A 17,658-nucleotide genomic window follows, 5' to 3' on the forward strand; every position below is an offset into this window, starting at 1 on the left:
CCACGCTGAGCCTTCTCGTTGCGCATTTGTCCCCCTCCTCCAGTGGCGCGGGAGTTCAGTAATCCCTCTTGGAAGGTGATTGTGTCGGCCTCACGTGGCCAATACCTTAAGCCGGGCTCACTTGAGCCCGGCTTTTTTTCTGTCCCATCGGGTTTCACGTTCCGCGTGTATTGACAGTTCCACGTACACCCCGCATCATTTGCGAATGATCACGAAGTCGTGCGCAATCTCGTTCAAGGCAGTCGCCTCGAAAAAAGGCCCCCATCCGGGGACCTCGGATTTTTGCGCGCGCTAACACAGCTTCGTCATCGCAAGCAAATCCCGAAACCCCGCCGCCTGGACGGGGTTTTTTCATGTGCCCTCCGTCTCAGGTTTTTTTCCCGAGAAGGAGATGGAACATGACCGGTCTACAAGATCATTTGCACGGACTCTGGCTGCCGCTGGTGACGCCGTTTCGCGACGGCGCTCTCGACGAGAGGTCGCTGCGGCGGCTGACGCGACATTACAGCGGGCAGGCCGTCGACGGCTTCATCCTGGGGGCGACCTCAGGCGAAGGCATGACGCTGCGCGAGACCGAGCTCGAGCGCCTCGTCGCCATCGTGCGCGACGAGATGGCGGCGGGGCGCCGCACGCCGCCGATCTGCCTCGGACTGTCGGGCGCGGACACTTCGCGGCTGAAGGAACGCCTCGACGAGACCGCGGACTGGCCGATCGACGGTTATCTGATCGCGAGCCCCTATTATGTGCGGCCCTCGCAGCGCGGGCTCCTGGCTCATTTCGAAGCCCTTGCCGATCACGCGGCGTGGCCGATCGCGCTCTACAACATCCCCTATCGCACCTCGGTCAACATCACCAACCAGACGCTGCTGCGGCTTGCCGAGCATCGGAACATCGTCGGGCTGAAGGATTGCGGCGCGAACCGCGAGCAATCCATCGCGCTCCTGCGCGACAGGCCGAAGGGCTTTCGCGTGCTCACCGGCGAGGACGCGAACTACCTTGAGGCGCTCACCGACGGCGCCGACGGCGGCATCGTGCTGTCCGCCCATGTCGAGACCGCGACGTTTGCCGCCGTGTATGCCGAGGTGAAGCGAGGCAACCACGACGCGGCGCAGGCGCGCTGGCACGAGGTCGCCGAGCTGACGCGCTTGTTGTTCACCGAGCCGAGCCCGGCGCCGGCGAAGTACTGGCTGTGGCGGTGCGGCCTGATCGACAGCCCCGAAGTGCGCCTGCCGATGGTCGAAGTGAGCAGCGAGCTCGCAGCCCAGATCGACCGCGAGATCGAGCGACGGATGAAAGTCGCCGCGTAGCGCCTCCGCTTCCTCTCTTCACACGCACGCCGCCACCCCCTTCTCCCCGTGCGGGAGAGGGAAGGCAGCGTCGTGTCCGCTCGACACCATCTCAATCCGGAAAAGAGATCGACCTATGGACATTCGTCAATGGCGCGATGCGCTGAAGGCGGCATGGGAACGCGTTTCATATGCGAGCGAGTTATCCGACTGGCTGCGGCGCGATATCGGATTGACCGCGGATGAGGTGAAATCGCGCGCGGACTACATCGACGAGATCAGAAGGAAATACAGTGAGTGGGTTTAGCGGCGGCGCGAGCGGGGTGGGGTGATCTCTCCACTCGGGCACTATTCGATGCGGAGAGACTGTCACCCCACCCCGCTAGGCATTTCGCTTCGCGCAATGCCCAGCGACCCTCCCCCTCCAGGGGAGGGTAAGAACGTGCCCCGTGCTTAACCCCGCGCGAACGCGCGCACTGCGCCGGCATGGTTAATCCGTGGTAGCACCTGTGTTCGAATGCGCCCGAAATTGCGACCCGGATTCTTAAAACATCCCGGCTATCACTGGCGCCCATAAGCGAAGAAATCGCGGGGGCGTTTTGTGAATATCCAGAATGAAGTGGCGTCGCATTACGACGCCGGACAGCAGAGCTTTACCACCGAGGACATTCTCTGGGCCGCCGGCATCTGGTCGGTGATCCTGACGCTGTCGCCGGTCATCGTGTTCTACATGCTGATGGTGGCATAACGCGTCTCCACCGGGCCGAAACGCAAAACGCGCGGACTTCCGCGCGCTTTCCGTCCGGGGAATGATTTATGAAAATTATGCCGCCTGCTTGTGCATTGCGCCGGATGCCGACGCCGTGCCGCGAATAGCCTTCACTGAACGCTCGATCGCCGCCCACAGCCTTGCGATTTCCTGGGCCGCACGACTCTCGGCCTGATACTCGCGCGCGCCTTCGCCGTGGCTGAGCGCCATCAGCAAATCCGAACGGTTGGTGATCTGGCCGCCCCACACCGGCGCGCGGAATTTCGCCAGCGCCTCGCGGGCGATGGTAACGATCGGGCTTTCGGACTCGTCGCGGCGCGCCGGCGCACCGTTGAGCACGACCGCGTAGGGCTTGCGCGCCGCGCGGCACATCTGGATGGTTTCCTGCACCGCGTTGACGTCGAACACGCCGGGACGTGCCGGAATGACCACCATGGTCGCGTTCTTGATCGCGTCGTCGACGACGGCCGACAGATTCGGCGGCGTGTCGATCAACACCCATTCATAACCGTCGCGCTTGGCAGCGGAGACGATGCCGCTGACCGAGTTCACCGCAGCCTTGATCGGCGGCTCGTTGGTGCCGCGCAGCTTGTGCCACAGCGTGAGCGAGCCCTGCGGATCCGCGTCCACGAGCATCACCTGCTTGCTCGCCTTGATCTGCGCGGCGAGATGTGCGGCCAGGGTACTCTTGCCCGAGCCGCCTTTACGCGATGCAAAAACAATTACGTTCATACCTCTGGCCTCCAGATTGACCCCAGATCACGAAAATGAATCACCGCGCTGATTCGGGAAAGAAAAATTTACCGGCAGTTGCCTCAGAGCCACGAAATAACAAGACGTGTTGGCTTTTGAGTCACACTGCTTCGCGCGACCAGGATACCAATCGCAACGAAACGCCCTTCACGCCGGCAATCCCACGCTTTTTCGGCAGCAACGCGGGAAAAACGGAATGCAACCTCGCCGCGCAAACCCTCTCGCGACTCTTTTCCGTCGAACGCGCTGGTAATTGTCGCAGGCGTCCGCACGGCGAGGCGAACAAAAGGAGTCCGGAGGCTGGCGCGCAGCTGATGCCGGCAACACACATGCAGGGGACACCGACGCGAAGACGCTTCGCGCTGTTGCCCTGACGCGACGAGCTTCAAAGAAAGAACGCTAGCCCCGCGCTCAGCTTTCGCTGGATTTCTTCTTCTTGGCCGCCTTCTGCGAAGGCTTGGTGCTCTTCTTGGCCGTCGGCTTACCGGCGCGGGCCTCGCCGGGCTCGGGTCCCTGGCGGAAGAACACTTTGCACTGCGGCGAGAGCTGCGATTTCTTCTGGATCATGCAGGCGGTGATGGCATCAACGTTCGGAACGAACTCGCCGCACAGCCGCATCGCGTCCGGCGAGCAGGCCTGCTGCTCCTCCTGCGTGTAGGCGAAGCCGGCGCCGGGATGGACCAGGACGGCGAGCGCAATGCCCGAGATCGCAGCAGCCAAGGATTTTTTGAAACGGAGCGCCGGCATCGATCCCCCCACATGTCGAGTCAGAGCGAATAGTGGGTGAACGGGCGTTCGTTGGCAACGAGGCCTGAAGCGAAAACGGCCACCTGTGCGCTCCGGGCAACAGGCCGGTCGGCCCGGCGCGGTCCCATCCCGGGCACGATGTCGCGCTATCAGGCTAAGCCCTTGGCAGGGCTGGCGAGATCGGGTCCGCGCGCGGCTTCAGCTTCGGTCCAACAAAAAAACGCGAAAACAACCCCATGCACAGTAGCCAGGCCACGGCGGCCAGTTACGGATTTTACGAAATCGATTTGACTCGTCGGGCAAAACAGCGGCATGATGGCATGATCGAGGACGTGGGGTGGTCGTGTGATGTCCCCGTGAGATGAGGGGCGCATGGCCACAGTATTGATCGTCGCGCCGGTGTTCGCCCTGATCGCGGCCGGCTATGCGTCGGTGCTGTTTCGCTTCGTCTCCGAGACCGCGCACAAGGGCATCTCCGAATTCGCCTTCAGCATCGCGATCCCGGCGCTGCTGTTCCGCACCATCGTCGTGTCCGAATTCCCCGATGTCAGCCCCTACCGGATGTGGGGCGCCTATTACGGCGCGCTCGCCATCACCTGGATCGCGGCGCTGGCGCTCTCGGCATGCTTGCGCGAACGGCGCGAGGACCGCGAGGACGGCGTCGTGTTCGCGATCGGCTCGGTCTACGGCAACATCGTGATGCTCGGCATTCCGCTGGTGCTCTCGGCGCTGGGCAACGAGGCCGCGGGGCCGATGTCGCTGATCCTGTCGGTGAACACGCCGTTGCTCTGGCTCTGCGGCATCCTGCAGATGGAGCTTGTCAGCCGCAAGCGGACAGGTTCGGTCCTGTCGGTCATCCGCCCCGTGCTCGCGGATCTCGCGCGCAATCCGCTGATGCTGGCGATCGGCTTTGGCGTGGTCTGGCGCTTTACGGGACTCGGCCTCAACCCCGTCGTCGACCGGACGATCGAGCTGCTTGCACAGGCCGGATCGCCGGCAGCGCTGATCGCGCTCGGCATCAACCTGTTTCGATTTGAGGTCAAAGGCGAGATGCTGAGCGTCGCCGCGATGAGCGCGCTCAAGCTGCTGGCGATGCCGGCGGTGGCGTTCGTGCTGGCAAAACTGCTCGGTTTGCCTCCGGTCGCAGCCGGCGTGATCGTGCTGTTCGCGGCGATGCCGACCGGCGCCAACGCGTACATCTTCGCGGCCCAGTATCAGCGGCTGGTGAACCCGGTGTCGGGGGCGGTGGCGCTGGGGACGCTGCTGGCTGCGGTGACGTTGCCGGTGGTGGTGGTGATCGTGGCGGGGGCGAGGTAGCCGCACGAGCAGTCACGCGGTCATTCCGGTAGATCCGCGCGAGGAGCTGACCTCCGCAAGCGCAGGATCAAACGTATCGCCAGCCAGAGCATCAGAACGACGAGCACGAAGGCGGCAACCGGCGCAGCCAGGGCAAGAAGCGATACGAGGAGTGCACCGCCCAGTTCGGCGGTCGCAACCGTTGAGTTGCCGAGGCCAGCCGTCAGGACCGTCGATTTGGCCCGCACGGCCGCGGTGACGCCATGCACGATGCCGGCCGCGCCGCCGCCCGCGACGATGGCGGCCGTCCATTTCATCATCGGTGGAAGATCTGCCATGGTCGCCGCTGACAGGATGGCTCCGGCGATCACGGTGACAGGCGCGGCGATGACATCGAGCAAATTGTCCACGCCGGGAATGAAATACGCACCAACCTCCAGGAGCGCGGCCACGCCAAGCATGAGCATTGCAGCAGGTGTTCCAAGCCATGCGAAACCGTCGCCCAAAGGAAGCGAACCCGAGTAAGCGGCCACGCTGGCAACCAGCATCGGCAGGAACACCCGGAAGCCCGTCGCGGCCGCAAGACCGACACCGAGCGCAATCGACAACGCGAGATCGGAGTTCGACATGAGATCTCCAACGATTGTTGCGCTCGAATTTCCTCGGAAAGGCCAGACGTGATGCGGCCGAGGTCATTGGGATGCGTACGGCCATCGACGCAGATCGCAATGCGCAATCAGGCTACATCGCCGAGGATGAGCAAACCAAGCCAGAAATGTTGACGCAGCCGATCACTCTGCGCATTTCTTCCGCTTCGAGATCAAAGGCGAGGAGCATCGCAGTGATGGGCGCGCTCAAGCTTCTGGCGACGCCGGCGGCCGCGTTCGTGCTGGCCAAGCTGCTCGGTCTGCCTCCGGTCGCAGCCGGCGTGATCGTGCTGTTCGCAGCGATGCCGACCGGCGCCAACGCGTACATCTTCGCGGCCCAGTATCAGCGGCTGGTGAACCCGGTGTCGGGCGCGGTGGCGCTGGGGACGCTGCTGGCGGCGGTGACGTTGCCGGTGATGGTGGTGGTTTTAATTTTGCCTTTGCACGCAAAGGTAGCTATCCTGCGATGATACCCATAGCAGGAGGCGGATATGGGACATCGCGAGGAAATGCTCGACGTGATCAAGCGCGCTTACGCCGCGCGCGGTGATGGTGACGCGGCAGGCCTGGTGGCCGCTTTTCATCCCGAGGGCCTGTTCAACCTGGTGGGCGACAAAAGCGCACTGCACCTGACAGGAAGTGTGCAGGGGCACGAACCACTGCGTGGCGCCTTCGGTCAATTCATTGACCATTTCGACTTCGAAAAGCGCGAGATCCTGAGCGAATTGGTTGAAGGGAATTGTGCTGCAATACGGTCCCGCCTTGTCATCCGATACCGTCCAAGCGGGAAAGTCTTCAGCACGGAAGTCCTGGACCTCTTCAAATTTCAGGATGGCAAAATCATTGAGCTGATTGAATTCGCGGACACTGCGCAAATCAAGGCCATCGTCTCCTGACGCGCGATGAGACGGGATTGGATCGCGCGTTGAGGAGGGCGTGAGGCCTTCGTGCTCGCAAAGCGCCTGAACTTGCCCCTGCTTGCGGCTGGCGTCGTCGTGCTGTTCGCGGCGCTGCCGACCGGCGCGAACGCGTATATCTTTGCGGTTCAGTATCGGCGGCTGGTGAACCCGGTGTCGGGCACGGTGACGCTGGCGACATTGCTGGCCGCGGTGACGTTGCCGGTGGTTGGTGGTGATCGTTGCGGGGTAAGGATAGCTGAGCGATGAAAGAACTCAGGTCAATCAGTTGCGTAACGCGCAAACAAGCCGAAAGCGCTAGAGAGACGACGCCTTGGAGTCTAACAAATGAAATCCTTTATCGACTCTGTCGCGAACATCCGTATCACACGGACGAGCAAGTAATCTTGGCAAAGCTAAACATCATCGGTCGCGTCTATGCAGCAGCAATAGAGCGGCGCAAGGTCGTCTCGCCCGGTGAGACAAACGACAAATTTTACCTTGAGCGAGTGGCACCCGCGATAATGAAGTCTGGGCTGGACAAGTGGATAAGCCAAGCCAAGTCAGTGGCCCCCTATGGCTCATCTGCGCTTCCAGTGATGCTGGAGATTCATAAGCGCACAACAGACTTATTCGGCCAAATTACCGAACTCAACAAGCGATCTCTCGCCTCAAAATATCTCCACTTCCACGTACCAACTCTTTTCTTCATCTATGATTCTCGTGCGAACCGGGGCATCCGATCACTTTCCTTTCCCGAAAGCGCAGACGAGAAAACACAATACGACTGCGATCCAACTTATAGGGTATTTGTCCTGAAATGCGTCACGCTGAGGTCGTATTGCGAATCTCGCTTTGGGATTAGAATGTCGCCACGAGACCTCGACAATCTGCTCTTAGCAATCAGTCCATAGGGTCGTCCGTTATGGAAGCCCAAGGCGCCAATCCATTAACGTTGCTGACATTCAGCGTCTTTCATTGCGGATCGAGTGCTCGCACTGCTTTGGCATTATGGAGATGCAGTAGGTAGATGCCGTCCGCTATTTCGGCGCAGATGCACTGCCGTTATCCAATCGGACATTTATCAAACTCGCTTCGCTATAATTTCCGAAGCGATCTTGTCCCCGGGTGGCAAAATGAGCGCCGCGCTGCCATCGCTGTCCAATTCGATCTGACGCTCTTCGTGCATCTCGCGAAGAAGCTTCCTAAAGTAGGTATTATTCTTGTAGCCAGTCCAATTCTTCAGTTCTGCGGTCGCGATTTTGCCAGGCGATGTGCAGAGCAACAACAAAATTTGCTCTCGCAAACCCATCTTGGGATCGAGCACGCGCCGCATACCGTCGCCGATCCAAAGCAATGGCATTCGCCGCTCGGCTAATTTATCGACAATATCCTGCGCGTCGAGAATTGAGACATTGTGAAAGACCCTGACCAATTCCGCCATGACCCAAGTGCAGCTAGAAAGGACGAATACTGCATCCATATGATTGGGATCGACATCACCGCCTGCATGCCCCACGCCCCGATTGTTTCGGACCTCAAAGAGCGCAGGCAAAAGTCGCGGGATCAAAATCTGGAAGCTGCGTGGGACCTGGCTATTGTTTTCGAGCAGCTTGCACGCTTGGTCGAAGGCACGCGGTTTCTTCGGCGAAATTGAGTAAATGCCTTTCGCGTAGCCGTCTAAGATCGTGAACACGATCTCGCAAAACTTGCCGCCGCTGAGCTCCGAAGGCGACCATCGATGCTCAGCGAAATTCTGTACGATCGACTGGTACTCGGACAATAACGGTAGACGCAATCCGTCCGGAATCGCTGATAGCGCACTCTGGACGCTCATTCAGCAGGCGCACTTTCAATCGCCTCAAGTCCCTCCGGAGTGATGAAGAATGCCCCTCCTTTCGTCTTCTCACAAAACCCCTTGCTAACATTTTTGTTTAGGCAATCAGCCGAATTGGCCAGTCGCTTTTGATGATTATCCAGCAAAGCCTTTGTGACAACACTCGCAGTGAGCGCCTCAGTCGTACGTCCAGAGAGCCAATAGGCTGTAACGAGAAATCGGCGGACCTGATTCTTCTCAGCCTTCTTTGCCTTTATGTAGCTCGCTAACGAGCCACCAACTTTCGGTGTCGATCCATTCGGATTGGTGTGCGATCCGCTTCCCCCGCCGGTATCCCCGGCGCGAAATGCAGCCGGCTCGGCGGACATTTTGCCAGTCATTGTGAGTGAAATAATTTGGCTTGCGAGCGCTTCGTCGATCTCACGCTCGAAATTGTGGCCAGGCCCGGCCACGGTCAGCTTATAGGCTTGCTTCTCGCCTACCATTCCGTCACCCAAAGGTTGAAAAGAGGAACAAGACATGAAAGCGGCAAAGCGGGCAACGATTGAGTTCCGCCTATCCCCGACAAAAAGTCGATTGTGCATCGCCGCATTGCCAAGAGAGCCACAGCGACAACGGAGGCTGAGAAGAAGCGTCGAACGGATGCTTTGAGCTGGAGACCGCTGCTTCAAAAATTTGCCCGATGCAATCCGAGAGGCCGATGGAGGGCAGACGAAGGCTCTCTGCAAGCAAGGGTACTCGATGAGCGGAAGAGATCTTTGCAGAGCTAATCGGGCGAGGGCTGCAACTGGCCGCCCGGAAAGACGAACCAAAAGCCGCCCCAGTGCACCGGTTCAACGATCCTGGAATAACCAACTGAAATCACTGGTACAGTTGGGTGGGTACTGCCGCCGCTCAACTTTGTCTTTGATAAACCTAGCTTTTTTGCTCGCCAAAGATCGGCTTTTGTAGCGTGTTTTTGTATTCTTGAGCAGCTCGACGTAGCCGGAGCACGACTGGCACTGAAGCTTCACGACCATCTAATAGGGAAGGCACTTGCCTGCTGTGCGCCGGCTCCCAGAGCTTCCTCTCTATTCTGGCAGCCCTGCCTGCCGTAGCGCGCTGTTCATCTTCTCGATGTATTCGGGCTGAAAGCAGAACATTCGATAATAACTGTCGGCCTCGCGAATGGTGAAATCCGGGCGCAATTTCAGCAGCTTTCCGACCTCCGCCTTGGCCTCGTCGAACCGACCGAGAAACGGCAGCGCGTACGCCTGATCGAGATGACTGAGCCAAAAACCCTCAAGGTAGGCGTGCCGGAAATCCTCAAGCGCCTGTTGATATTCGCCTTTCCACCAGTGTCGCTTTGCGGGCGCTAACCACCAAGCAAACGAGGCATTGGGACCCGCCAAGCGAATGGCCTTTTCGGCCATTGCGGTCCCGTCATCCCAGTCCCCCATGAAGGCGAGCCACATACCTCCTGAGAGGGTTCGCGCATCGTTGGAATTGAGCGCGAGGGCCTTTTCCAATTCTTGTCGGTACAGGTGGATTTGACATTTGGTACTCATCGCCAGAGCGTAGGTTCTTTGAGCGAACGCATCGTCGGGTGCAAGCTCAACGGCGCGTGTCGCGCCCCGTAAGATTTCCTCGTTCAAATACAGACGCTTATCGGTGTGTTGAATTTGGTCGGAAGGTAGACCGATCCCCATGCTTCTTTGGTTAAAAAGAACAGTGGCGCGTGCTGACCACGCGAATGCGTTATTCGGCTGTCGCTCGGTAAGTCGCTTGGAGCACTCTAACGCTTTCAGAATTGCGGATGACAATCCACGTACAGACCCGACTACCGCATGAACAATACATTCATATGGACTGAGTTCGAAGACCGGCTTGTTCTGGGATTGCGAGTAATCTGCGTTCATAATTGCGCCGGGGTAGCCCCCAATCTGCACGGCGGCGGCGTCGCCAATTTCGTACGCGGACGTTTCCGTTTGCACGCCTTCGGCATTCGCATCGAAGGACTTCGACCAAATCTCTGTACCAGTGCGCAGGTCCGAAACGTGGATATTCGCGCGAGCACCGCCGCCCAATGGGTGAACCTCACCGCTCACCAGATAGTCGACTTGCGCCTTCCGGGCCGCTTTGATGGCATCATCACCTTCCTTTAGAAAGTTTGCAGCGGTTGCGCGCGGTATCACTCGCAAAGTGCTGAACCTCCCGAGGGAGGATGCAAGTTGTTGGGTTACCCTGTCGGCAAACGAACCAAGCCCCGGCGCGGCAATGGGGCTCGAAACAGGCAATACAGCTACTGAAGGCCCCTTCGAGACGATCAGACCGGTGGACGCGGCAGTCGTGGTCGTGGTCGTATCTCTGCCGACGTGGCTGTGCAAAATGTCCCACGCGTGCCAGTAGCCCGCGAGCCCGCCGACCACAGCACCAACCGCAGCAACGGACGCAATGATCGCGCCGAGTTTCCCAAGGCGAAGACGCAGACGAGTGGAGAACGATGCGGATTTGCTATCGTTCAACTTCGGAGCGTCGTTTAGGGGCGTGTCTGCCACCGTCCACCGTTCCTCCGAACGTCAACCTTTGGAAAGTTACAACCAGGTTGCAAAGCTGTCCATATAAGGGCCTTCGTGGTAGCTATCGGGCGCCTCGGGGTAGATGACCTTCCACACGAGATGGTCACCGAACTCCCGCCAGTATTTCGCGGGACCAGGATTGGCCTCGTGCTGCTTCACGAACCAAACGTACCAGCGCCCAGCGAGCGCTATAGCGTTAAGCCGGGTGAGAGGCTGGCCTTCGCCATTCCTATGCGCCCGTAATGCAGCGATACGGGTCTCAATCTCAGCTAACCACTCGCCGTGCTGTGACTTCGCAAAGGGGATTGGCGTCCCGCTCGGTATCCGAAGCTGAGCTTCCCAGCGCACCCCATACAAGCGCCCATAGTCGTCGCGCACATCGGCCGGGATACCTTTTCGAGCGATAAAGCCGCCACCCTTCGCTCGAACTAACTCAACCATCCGCAATGCCATTTGTAGCGCCTTTTGTATTTTAGGCGGCGCAAATACATCAGGCCTATCAGTAAGTTGCTGGGAAAGCGGACTTATCCGCAACGGTGGTACAGTTGGGTGGGCTCGAACCACCGACCTCCTGTTCCCACAGACAGCGCCGAAGGGTCGACACGGGTTCGCTCAACTGTCAATCACAGGAGGCCTGCCACACGCAAAAGCCGCCAAGGTCTCCCTCGACGGCTCGTGCCGTTGCGTTTGCGTAGAGGTACTGTGTCGAGCGGTGCTCGAACGCAGCCCGTACTCGCTCTTATTGGACGCACGCGACCTTCAATGAGGGCCGGTGGGTGCGTTGCCAGTGTGCCGGGCCAACGATCCCCGATCCCTATGAGATGTGACTGGCGGCGATGCTCTTCAAGCGAGCACTGCTGTCCCATTCGATGAAATGGCAAAGCGCGTTTTCAATTGAGCACACTTCGATCATCATCAGCAATCAAGGTCAGCAACTGATCCACCACAACCCGGATACACGTTTCGAAACTCGTATCGGTGATGATTTCGCCGAGGGCGGAAGGGGTCTAGCGGCCTTAAAACGTGCGCCCGGCGTTCTACATGCTAGGCCTTCCGGAGCTAGGTCGGAGGGACCACTCTCGCTGCATCTCAAGGAAAACGGCCCGCCAACGGGTCACCGTCTTCGGCGCCGGCTTTGTTGCAAGCACGAAAGCCTCAAAAAGCTCCCAGCAACTCACACTGGGCGAGCGCGGCGCCCCGTCTGCGAACGACGGGAAGGTATCGGGCCTCTCGTCACGGGCGTAGTCGCCATTCGCGCGCTTCTCCAATAGCTGGATTGCGGGCAACAGATTGTCGCTGACAGCGTCCACGAACAGCGCATGCGCGGTAAGGTTCAACGCCTTCCCCTCGTTGGCGAGGAAGGTTGCGACCCGCGCCAATTCGGCAATCTGCGGCCTCACGGCTTCCCGCACCTCTGGGTCATATTGCCAATCTGCGTGAGGGTCGGACCCTGGATCCTCTTCGTACTCGTCAGGCGCCTCTGGGCGGATCACATTCCACACGACGTGATCGCTGAAGTCCCGCCAGTACTTTGGCTTCCCTGGATCGGCCTCGTGCAGCTTCACGAACCAGTTGTACCAACGGCCCGCAAGCGCGATTGCGTTGAGCTTGGTGAGTGGTTGACCCTCGCCATTCCTTTGGGCTCGCAGGGTCGCGATGCGGGTTTCGACCTCGGCCTCCCACTCTCCGAGGCGGGCCTTGGCTTCGTGCTTAGGCGTACCGGCCGGAAGCTTGAGGTGCGCCTCGCGCTTGTGCCCATAGAGCCGTTGGTAGTCCTCGCGTAATCCTCGGGGATGCCCTTACGGGCGAACCACCGACCATCTGCGGCTCGATTCAACGCGACCATTCGCAACGCCATTTGTGCAGCCTTTTGTATTTTAGGCGGCGCAAATCCTGCTGGTCTATCAGTAAGATGCTGGGAACGCGGTGTTATCCGCAATCTTGGTACAGTTGGGTGGGCTCGAACCACCGACCTCCTGTTCCACAGACAGGCGCTCTAACCAACTGAGCTACAACTGCATCCTTGCGAGCCGCCTTGGGCGCCTGGACGGGCCGTCGACCTAAGGGGGGCTGGACGGGGCGGAAACTAGGTGCAACGGGCGTTTTTGGCAAGGCCGCAAAACCCGAGAATCGCGCTTCCGACGAGGTTATTTCCAAAGCAAAACCCGGGCTCTAGGCCCGGGTTTCTTAATTTAAACCAGCCGGCCTAATCAGGCGGCGGGCTTGTAGAACTTCGAGGCAGAGGCCTTGATCGGCTCGACGGTCTCGGCGGCGACGCGCTGGGTCAGCTCGGCCAGCTCCTTGGCCTGGGACTGGAAGGTCTCGAGCTGGGTGCGGGTGTGGCCGGTCCACAGCTCCAGCGCTTCCGCCGGCGACTTGAGGCCGAACAGCTGCTGGGCGAAGTCCAGCTGGGCGCTGGTGTTGGCCTTCATGAACTCCACCAGCTTGGCGGTGTACTCGCTCGCGCCCTTGTTGGCGGAGGTGAACACGGCCTCAACGGTGCCGTTGTGGGTCTCGGCCGCGTCCTTGAACTTGGCGTAGCTCTCGCGGGCCTGCGACACGCCCTTTTCGGCGAACGCACGCATCTGCTCGGGAACCTCGAACGGAATGATCGAGGCAGAAAACGGATCAGTCGCACCTGTCATGATGTCCCTCACGATAAAGAAAAAATGGAGTGAGCCTTCTGGCGCGCCCGCCGGCCCCGACCTAGGCCTCAAATTCAGCGGGAACGAACACTGGAACAAAAAGATGGCTCGCCCAGCGCCCATCACTATCGCCGCCTAAGATGTCAACATTGTGCAACGCAAACGTGATCCGGGCTGCGCCGCGAAATTTAATCGCGGTCAGGATGAGGGTTCCGCATGAGGGAACCCTGGGTTGAGGTAGTCTGGTGCCTGCTGTGGCCGCTCTCTTACCCTCCCCTGGAGGGGTCGAGACGAGCGGAGCTCGCTCGGGGGTCGATCGCGCGAAGCGCGAGCGGGGTGGGGTGATCTCTCCACTCGAGCACCGCCTCCATTGAGAGGCTGTCACCCCACCTCGGTTCGCATTGCGCTTCGCTGCATGCGAACCGATCCTCCCCCTCCAGGGGAGGATGGGCACCTGTGATGCCGCGCCAGCCTGCTCTTTCGGCAAAGTCTCAGGGCTTGGGCTTGGCCGCATCCATCGCCGCGCAGCCCGCCCGCGAATCCTGCGGATGCCGTTGGGCTGCAGCTTGCGGGGGCGGCTACATTAAGGTTATCGCGGCTTTAGGCTTGGCCGTGTAGACCGGAGCCGTGGACCTGCCTGCGCCTGCGCGCGATACTAACCCTTTCTTAAGGCTGTCATTCCGGCAGCCTTGCACCCTGATGTTGACAAGCGAGACTTGAAGCCGGTCGGATGACGAGTTCGGATTTCCAGTTGCGAGGCGTGGGCGATCCCCGGCTGGCCGTGCACGCGACCTCTCCGTTGCCCGCCTGGCTCTGGTCGATCGACGGCACGCGCGTGCTCTGGGCCAATCCGGTCGGCGCAAGGCTGTTCGGCGCGGCCCATGGCACAGCGCTCGCGGACAGGACCTTCGGCCCGGCCGACAGCCATCGCCGCCAGGTCGCCCGGCTCGCGCGCCGGCTGGCGCCGAACGGCGCGATCAGGCTGGAACGGCTGCACGGCTTCGGCGCCCGCTTGGGCATGCTGATGACCTGCGCCTGCGCCCGTCTCGACTTCGCCGATGGAAGCTCCGGCGTGCTCGTCACCGCGATGGATCCGACGCTGCGCTCCATGCCACTGGTCGAACGCCTGCATCGTCTCGTCGAGGGCGCCAGGGTGCCGATGGCGGCGTTCGCGCCCGACGGCCTGTTCGTCGGCGCCAGCGAAGCCGCCCGCTCCCTGCTCGGCTTCCGCGATCTCGGCGATGCCGGTCTTGACCAGGCCCGCAGCGATGCGCTGGCGAAAGGCCGCGCCGAGACGCCGATCGGCATCGGCCAGATGGTGCTGCAACGGGTCGGCATCGGCGCTGATGTCGGCCTGGTCGCGCTGATCGAGCCGGCCGCCCGGCCGGCGGCGCCCGCTGTCGAAGGGAATAGCGCGCGCGAACAAGATGCTCAGCCCGCGCCCGACGCTCCGCCGGTCCCTCCGGCTGCGGTGCCAGACCATGCGCAGCCTGCGCGGCCGAACGAGGCCGCATCCGAAATCGCGCTGTTCGACGCATTCGCCGAGCCGGTCGAAACGCCGGCTCCGGCCGAGACCGTCCCGCCATCAGCGGCGATCGCGGACGCGCACGCCGCGAGCGACGCGATGCCGGAGGTCGTCACGATCCCGGAGGCGGCCGAAGCGCCTGTCCAGGACACTGTCAGCGAAGCGATCGACGCCGCGCCCAAAACTCCGGTTGAAAACCCGCGAGAGGCCATTGTGTCGCCGCAGGCCGCGCCGATCACCTCACACATGGTCGAACCGCCGCCAGCGGAGCCGTCCGCACCGCGTCAGCATCCGCTGCGCTTCCTGTGGCAGGTGGATGCGGAGGGGCGCTTTGTGCTCGGCTCAGACGAGTTCATCCACCTGATCGGCGCGCACACCGCCGCCGGCTTCGGCCGCCCCTGGCGCGAGATCGCCGACGAGTTTGCACTCGACCCTGATGGCCGCGTGGCGCAGGCGCTTGCAAGCCACGACACCTGGGCCGGGATCACCGTGAACTGGCCGGCCGATGGCGGCGAGCATCTGCCGGTCGAACTCGCGGGCCTGCCGGTCTACGACCGCGAGCGCAATTTCGCGGGCTTTAGGGGTTTTGGCGTCTGTCGCGATCTCGACGGACTGAACCGGCTCGATGCGCTCAGGCGCTTTGAGCTGCTCGCCGCGCCGCCCGCACAGCACGGCCTCTCTGCCGACGTCGTCGAACTCGATCCCGATCCCGAGCCGGAGCCCGTGGCGGAGGCACCGCCTCCGCCAATCGAGCCGCCCGCACCCGAGCCTGAGCCTGAGCCAACACCTGAACCCGAACTGCCCGAACCCGTAGCCGACGCGAATTCACATCCAACCGATCCGGAAACATCAGTGGAAACGCCTCCCAATGTCGTGCCGTTCCGCCCGCCCGGCGATGCGCGATCGCCGACGCTGACTCCGGTCGAGAACAGCGCGTTCAACGAGCTCGCCCGGCAATTGTCCGAGCGGCTCGAACGCGAACGCGAGACCATCGCCGCCGTCACGGCCGAGCCGCCGATGGCGGGAACCGCGCCCGAACCTTCGATGCCGGAGCCCGAGGCGCCGCACGTGCCAGCCGAATGGCTGACTGAACCGGCGCCGCCCGCGCAGGGCCACAGCATGCGCGACCGCGCGCTGCTCGATTTGCTGCCGACGGGCATTTTGATCTACCGGCTCGACCGGCTGCTCTACGCCAACCCCGCCTTCCTCGCGCGCATGGGCTATTCCAGCCTGGGCGCGCTCGAGGATGCCGGCGGGCTCGATGCGCTCTACGTCGAGCCCGGCGTATCGTCGGCGAGCAGCACGTCGCAAGCCGGCACGCCGGTGACGATCAGCGCGACGGTGGCGAACGGCGAAGAGCCGCTTCCGACCACCGAAGCGCATCTGCACACGATCGACTGGGACGGCGCGAGCGCGCATGCGCTGATCTGCGCGCTGCCGCAAGCGGCGCCCGTCGTTGCTGCGCCAGTCATCGTGCCGCCTGTCGTCGTCGAACCCGTCGTCGCGGAATCCTTCCCCTACGCGCCCGAACTCGAGCCCGAGGCCGGCGATGCCGACGCCCAGGATCTCGCCGCGATCCTCGACACCACCGCCGAGGGCATCGTCATGTTCGATGCCGAAGGCAACATCCACGCCTGCAACCGCAGCGCGGAAGCGCTGTTCGGCTATGACGGCGAAGCGCTGATGCAGCGGAACCTGGTGACGCTGTTCGCGCCGGAGAGCCAGCAAATCGTGGTCGACTATCTCGAAAGCCTCAAGAGCCAGGACATCGCGAGCCTGCTCGACCACGGCCGCGAGGTGCTGGGGCGCGAGAAGAAGGGCGGCGTCATTCCGCTCGCCATGATCATGGGCCGCACCAGGCCCGACGGCCCGAACTTCTTCGCCGTGTTCCGCGACCTCTCGCAGAGCAAGAAGGGCGAGAGCGAGCTCAAGAACGCCCGCCGTCTCGCCGACGGCGCGGCGAATGCCAAGGCCGACATGCTGGCGCGGATCAGCCACGAGATCCGCACGCCGCTCAACGCCATCATCGGCTTTGCCGAGGTGATGATCTCCGAGCGCTTCGGCACCCTCGGCAACGAGCGCTACGGCGAATACATGAAGGACATCCGCGCCTCCGGCGAGCGCGTCATCACCATCATCAACGATCTCCTGGAGCTGTCGCGGATCGAGACCGGCAAGCTCGATCTCAATTTCGCCAACCTCAATCTCAACGATCTCGTCGAAGCCTGTGTCACGGTGATGCAGCCGCAGGCCAACCGCGAGCGCATCATCATCCGTACCTCGCTCGGGCATGCGTTGCCGCAGGTGAGCGTGGACGCGCGCGCGATGCGGCAGATCACCATGAACCTGATCTCGAACTCGATCCGGCTCGCCAGCGCCGGCGGCCAGGTCATCGTCTCGACCGCGCTCACCGACCGCGGCGAGATTGCCCTGCGCATCCGCGACACCGGCCACGGCCTGAGCGAGCGCGAGGTCGCCGCCGCGATGGAGCCGTTCCGGACGCCACCGCCCGGCGATGCCGCGGACAGTTCGGCGCTCAGCCTGTCACTGACCAAGGCCCTGGTCGAAGCCAACCGCGCCAGGTTCAACATCAAGAGCGCGGCCAATTCCGGCACGCTGATCGAGGTGGTGTTCGCACCGGCGGCGGTGGGGGCGTAGGGGCGGCGGAACAGCTACGTAGCCGAGGTGAGCGAAGCGAT

Annotated in this window: 18 protein-coding genes and 1 tRNA gene; 9 read left to right on the plus strand and 10 right to left on the minus strand. The window is 61.7% G+C overall.

Going from position 1 to position 17,658, the window contains the following annotated elements:
- Window positions 1-398: 398 nt before the first annotated feature.
- The 3 genes from AB7G19_RS36155 (at window position 399) to AB7G19_RS36165 (ending at window position 2,034) form a co-directional block, all read left to right on the plus strand.
- Window positions 399-1,307 (plus strand): 4-hydroxy-tetrahydrodipicolinate synthase family protein, encoded by a 909-nt coding sequence (locus AB7G19_RS36155; protein WP_085400417.1) that lies wholly within the window; start codon window positions 399-401, stop codon window positions 1,305-1,307.
- 115 nt (window positions 1,308-1,422) lie between these two features.
- Window positions 1,423-1,593: a hypothetical protein gene (locus tag AB7G19_RS36160; RefSeq protein WP_161495798.1), complete on the plus strand. Its 171-nt coding sequence runs from the start codon at window positions 1,423-1,425 to the stop codon at window positions 1,591-1,593.
- A gap of 294 nt (window positions 1,594-1,887) precedes the next feature.
- The gene (locus AB7G19_RS36165; protein WP_014492080.1) at window positions 1,888-2,034 is read left to right on the plus strand and encodes a hypothetical protein; all 147 of its coding nucleotides are present in this window, start codon (window positions 1,888-1,890) and stop codon (window positions 2,032-2,034) included.
- Between the two features lie 75 nt (window positions 2,035-2,109).
- Here the strand turns inward: AB7G19_RS36165 and AB7G19_RS36170 are convergent, their stop codons facing one another.
- Both AB7G19_RS36170 and AB7G19_RS36175 read right to left on the minus strand, forming a co-directional pair.
- Window positions 2,110-2,787 (minus strand): ParA family protein, encoded by a 678-nt coding sequence (locus AB7G19_RS36170; protein WP_028150667.1) that lies wholly within the window; start codon window positions 2,785-2,787, stop codon window positions 2,110-2,112.
- A gap of 432 nt (window positions 2,788-3,219) precedes the next feature.
- On the minus strand, window positions 3,220-3,555 hold the full coding sequence (locus AB7G19_RS36175; protein ID WP_085400415.1) for a hypothetical protein: 336 nt from the start codon (window positions 3,553-3,555) through the stop codon (window positions 3,220-3,222).
- A gap of 372 nt (window positions 3,556-3,927) precedes the next feature.
- On the opposite strand from AB7G19_RS36175, the gene AB7G19_RS36180 reads away from it, so the two are divergent.
- On the plus strand, window positions 3,928-4,872 hold the full coding sequence (locus AB7G19_RS36180) for an AEC family transporter (RefSeq protein WP_038932208.1): 945 nt from the start codon (window positions 3,928-3,930) through the stop codon (window positions 4,870-4,872).
- Between the two features lie 20 nt (window positions 4,873-4,892).
- Here AB7G19_RS36180 and AB7G19_RS36185 read toward each other — a convergent pair whose 3' ends face one another.
- The gene (locus AB7G19_RS36185; protein ID WP_441268761.1) at window positions 4,893-5,459 is read right to left on the minus strand and encodes a DUF4126 domain-containing protein; all 567 of its coding nucleotides are present in this window, start codon (window positions 5,457-5,459) and stop codon (window positions 4,893-4,895) included.
- Window positions 5,460-5,551: 92 nt separating this feature from the next.
- Here AB7G19_RS36185 and AB7G19_RS36190 point away from each other — a divergent pair, with 92 nt between their 5' ends.
- Genes AB7G19_RS36190 through AB7G19_RS36205 form a run of 4 tightly spaced genes read left to right on the plus strand, consistent with a single transcriptional unit; the run spans window position 5,552 to window position 7,308 of the window.
- Window positions 5,552-5,968 (plus strand): AEC family transporter, encoded by a 417-nt coding sequence (locus AB7G19_RS36190; RefSeq protein ID WP_244623201.1) that lies wholly within the window; start codon window positions 5,552-5,554, stop codon window positions 5,966-5,968.
- A 21-nt stretch (window positions 5,969-5,989) separates the two neighbouring features.
- Entirely contained in the window at window positions 5,990-6,394 is a 405-nt protein-coding gene (locus AB7G19_RS36195; protein WP_085400409.1) for a nuclear transport factor 2 family protein, read from the plus strand.
- Between the two features lie 51 nt (window positions 6,395-6,445).
- Entirely contained in the window at window positions 6,446-6,664 is a 219-nt protein-coding gene (locus tag AB7G19_RS36200; RefSeq protein ID WP_085400407.1) for a hypothetical protein, read from the plus strand.
- Entirely contained in the window at window positions 6,661-7,308 is a 648-nt protein-coding gene (locus AB7G19_RS36205) for a hypothetical protein (protein WP_135215184.1), read from the plus strand. The genes AB7G19_RS36200 and AB7G19_RS36205 overlap by 4 nt, the downstream gene beginning before the upstream one ends.
- A gap of 170 nt (window positions 7,309-7,478) precedes the next feature.
- Here AB7G19_RS36205 and AB7G19_RS36210 read toward each other — a convergent pair whose 3' ends face one another.
- From AB7G19_RS36210 to AB7G19_RS36240, 7 genes are all read right to left on the minus strand, one after another.
- Complete coding sequence (locus AB7G19_RS36210) at window positions 7,479-8,231, minus strand: hypothetical protein (RefSeq protein WP_085400405.1); 753 nt, start codon at window positions 8,229-8,231, stop codon at window positions 7,479-7,481.
- Window positions 8,228-8,716: a hypothetical protein gene (locus AB7G19_RS36215; RefSeq protein WP_085400403.1), complete on the minus strand. Its 489-nt coding sequence runs from the start codon at window positions 8,714-8,716 to the stop codon at window positions 8,228-8,230. The genes AB7G19_RS36210 and AB7G19_RS36215 overlap by 4 nt, the downstream gene beginning before the upstream one ends.
- 585 nt (window positions 8,717-9,301) lie before the next feature.
- Complete coding sequence (locus AB7G19_RS36220) at window positions 9,302-10,768, minus strand: tetratricopeptide repeat protein (protein ID WP_144030685.1); 1,467 nt, start codon at window positions 10,766-10,768, stop codon at window positions 9,302-9,304.
- A gap of 36 nt (window positions 10,769-10,804) precedes the next feature.
- Window positions 10,805-11,242 (minus strand): hypothetical protein, encoded by a 438-nt coding sequence (locus AB7G19_RS36225; RefSeq protein ID WP_135216032.1) that lies wholly within the window; start codon window positions 11,240-11,242, stop codon window positions 10,805-10,807.
- 584 nt (window positions 11,243-11,826) lie between these two features.
- On the minus strand, window positions 11,827-12,354 hold the full coding sequence (locus AB7G19_RS36230; RefSeq protein WP_441268762.1) for a hypothetical protein: 528 nt from the start codon (window positions 12,352-12,354) through the stop codon (window positions 11,827-11,829).
- 377 nt (window positions 12,355-12,731) lie between these two features.
- Window positions 12,732-12,808, minus strand: a tRNA-His gene (locus AB7G19_RS36235).
- Between the two features lie 191 nt (window positions 12,809-12,999).
- A complete protein-coding gene (locus tag AB7G19_RS36240; RefSeq protein ID WP_063985516.1) occupies window positions 13,000-13,434 on the minus strand; it encodes a phasin in 435 nt (144 codons plus the stop codon).
- A 730-nt stretch (window positions 13,435-14,164) separates the two neighbouring features.
- Between AB7G19_RS36240 and AB7G19_RS36245 the strand changes: the two genes are divergently transcribed.
- The gene (locus AB7G19_RS36245) at window positions 14,165-17,617 is read left to right on the plus strand and encodes a PAS domain-containing protein (RefSeq protein WP_354080188.1); all 3,453 of its coding nucleotides are present in this window, start codon (window positions 14,165-14,167) and stop codon (window positions 17,615-17,617) included.
- Window positions 17,618-17,658: the final 41 nt, after the last annotated feature.

Origin of the sequence: Bradyrhizobium sp. 215_C5_N1_1 (assembly GCF_052075935.1) — a bacterium.
GTDB lineage: Bacteria > Pseudomonadota > Alphaproteobacteria > Rhizobiales > Xanthobacteraceae > Bradyrhizobium > Bradyrhizobium barranii.

What these genes read in the sequence shown, in the direction of transcription:
- AB7G19_RS36155 (WP_085400417.1), top strand. Translation starts at nt 399, where the DNA reads ATGACCGGTCTACAAGATCATTTGCACGGACTCTGGCTGCCGCTGGTG.
- AB7G19_RS36160 (WP_161495798.1), top strand. Translation starts at nt 1,423, where the DNA reads ATGGACATTCGTCAATGGCGCGATGCGCTGAAGGCGGCATGGGAACGC.
- AB7G19_RS36170 (WP_028150667.1), bottom strand. Translation starts at nt 2,787, where the DNA reads ATGAACGTAATTGTTTTTGCATCGCGTAAAGGCGGCTCGGGCAAGAGT.
- AB7G19_RS36175 (WP_085400415.1), bottom strand. Translation starts at nt 3,555, where the DNA reads ATGCCGGCGCTCCGTTTCAAAAAATCCTTGGCTGCTGCGATCTCGGGC.
- AB7G19_RS36180 (WP_038932208.1), top strand. Translation starts at nt 3,928, where the DNA reads ATGGCCACAGTATTGATCGTCGCGCCGGTGTTCGCCCTGATCGCGGCC.
- AB7G19_RS36190 (WP_244623201.1), top strand. Translation starts at nt 5,552, where the DNA reads ATGCGTACGGCCATCGACGCAGATCGCAATGCGCAATCAGGCTACATC.
- AB7G19_RS36195 (WP_085400409.1), top strand. Translation starts at nt 5,990, where the DNA reads ATGGGACATCGCGAGGAAATGCTCGACGTGATCAAGCGCGCTTACGCC.
- AB7G19_RS36205 (WP_135215184.1), top strand. Translation starts at nt 6,661, where the DNA reads ATGAAAGAACTCAGGTCAATCAGTTGCGTAACGCGCAAACAAGCCGAA.
- AB7G19_RS36210 (WP_085400405.1), bottom strand. Translation starts at nt 8,231, where the DNA reads ATGAGCGTCCAGAGTGCGCTATCAGCGATTCCGGACGGATTGCGTCTA.
- AB7G19_RS36215 (WP_085400403.1), bottom strand. Translation starts at nt 8,716, where the DNA reads ATGGTAGGCGAGAAGCAAGCCTATAAGCTGACCGTGGCCGGGCCTGGC.
- AB7G19_RS36225 (WP_135216032.1), bottom strand. Translation starts at nt 11,242, where the DNA reads ATGGCATTGCGGATGGTTGAGTTAGTTCGAGCGAAGGGTGGCGGCTTT.
- AB7G19_RS36240 (WP_063985516.1), bottom strand. Translation starts at nt 13,434, where the DNA reads ATGACAGGTGCGACTGATCCGTTTTCTGCCTCGATCATTCCGTTCGAG.
- AB7G19_RS36245 (WP_354080188.1), top strand. Translation starts at nt 14,165, where the DNA reads ATGACGAGTTCGGATTTCCAGTTGCGAGGCGTGGGCGATCCCCGGCTG.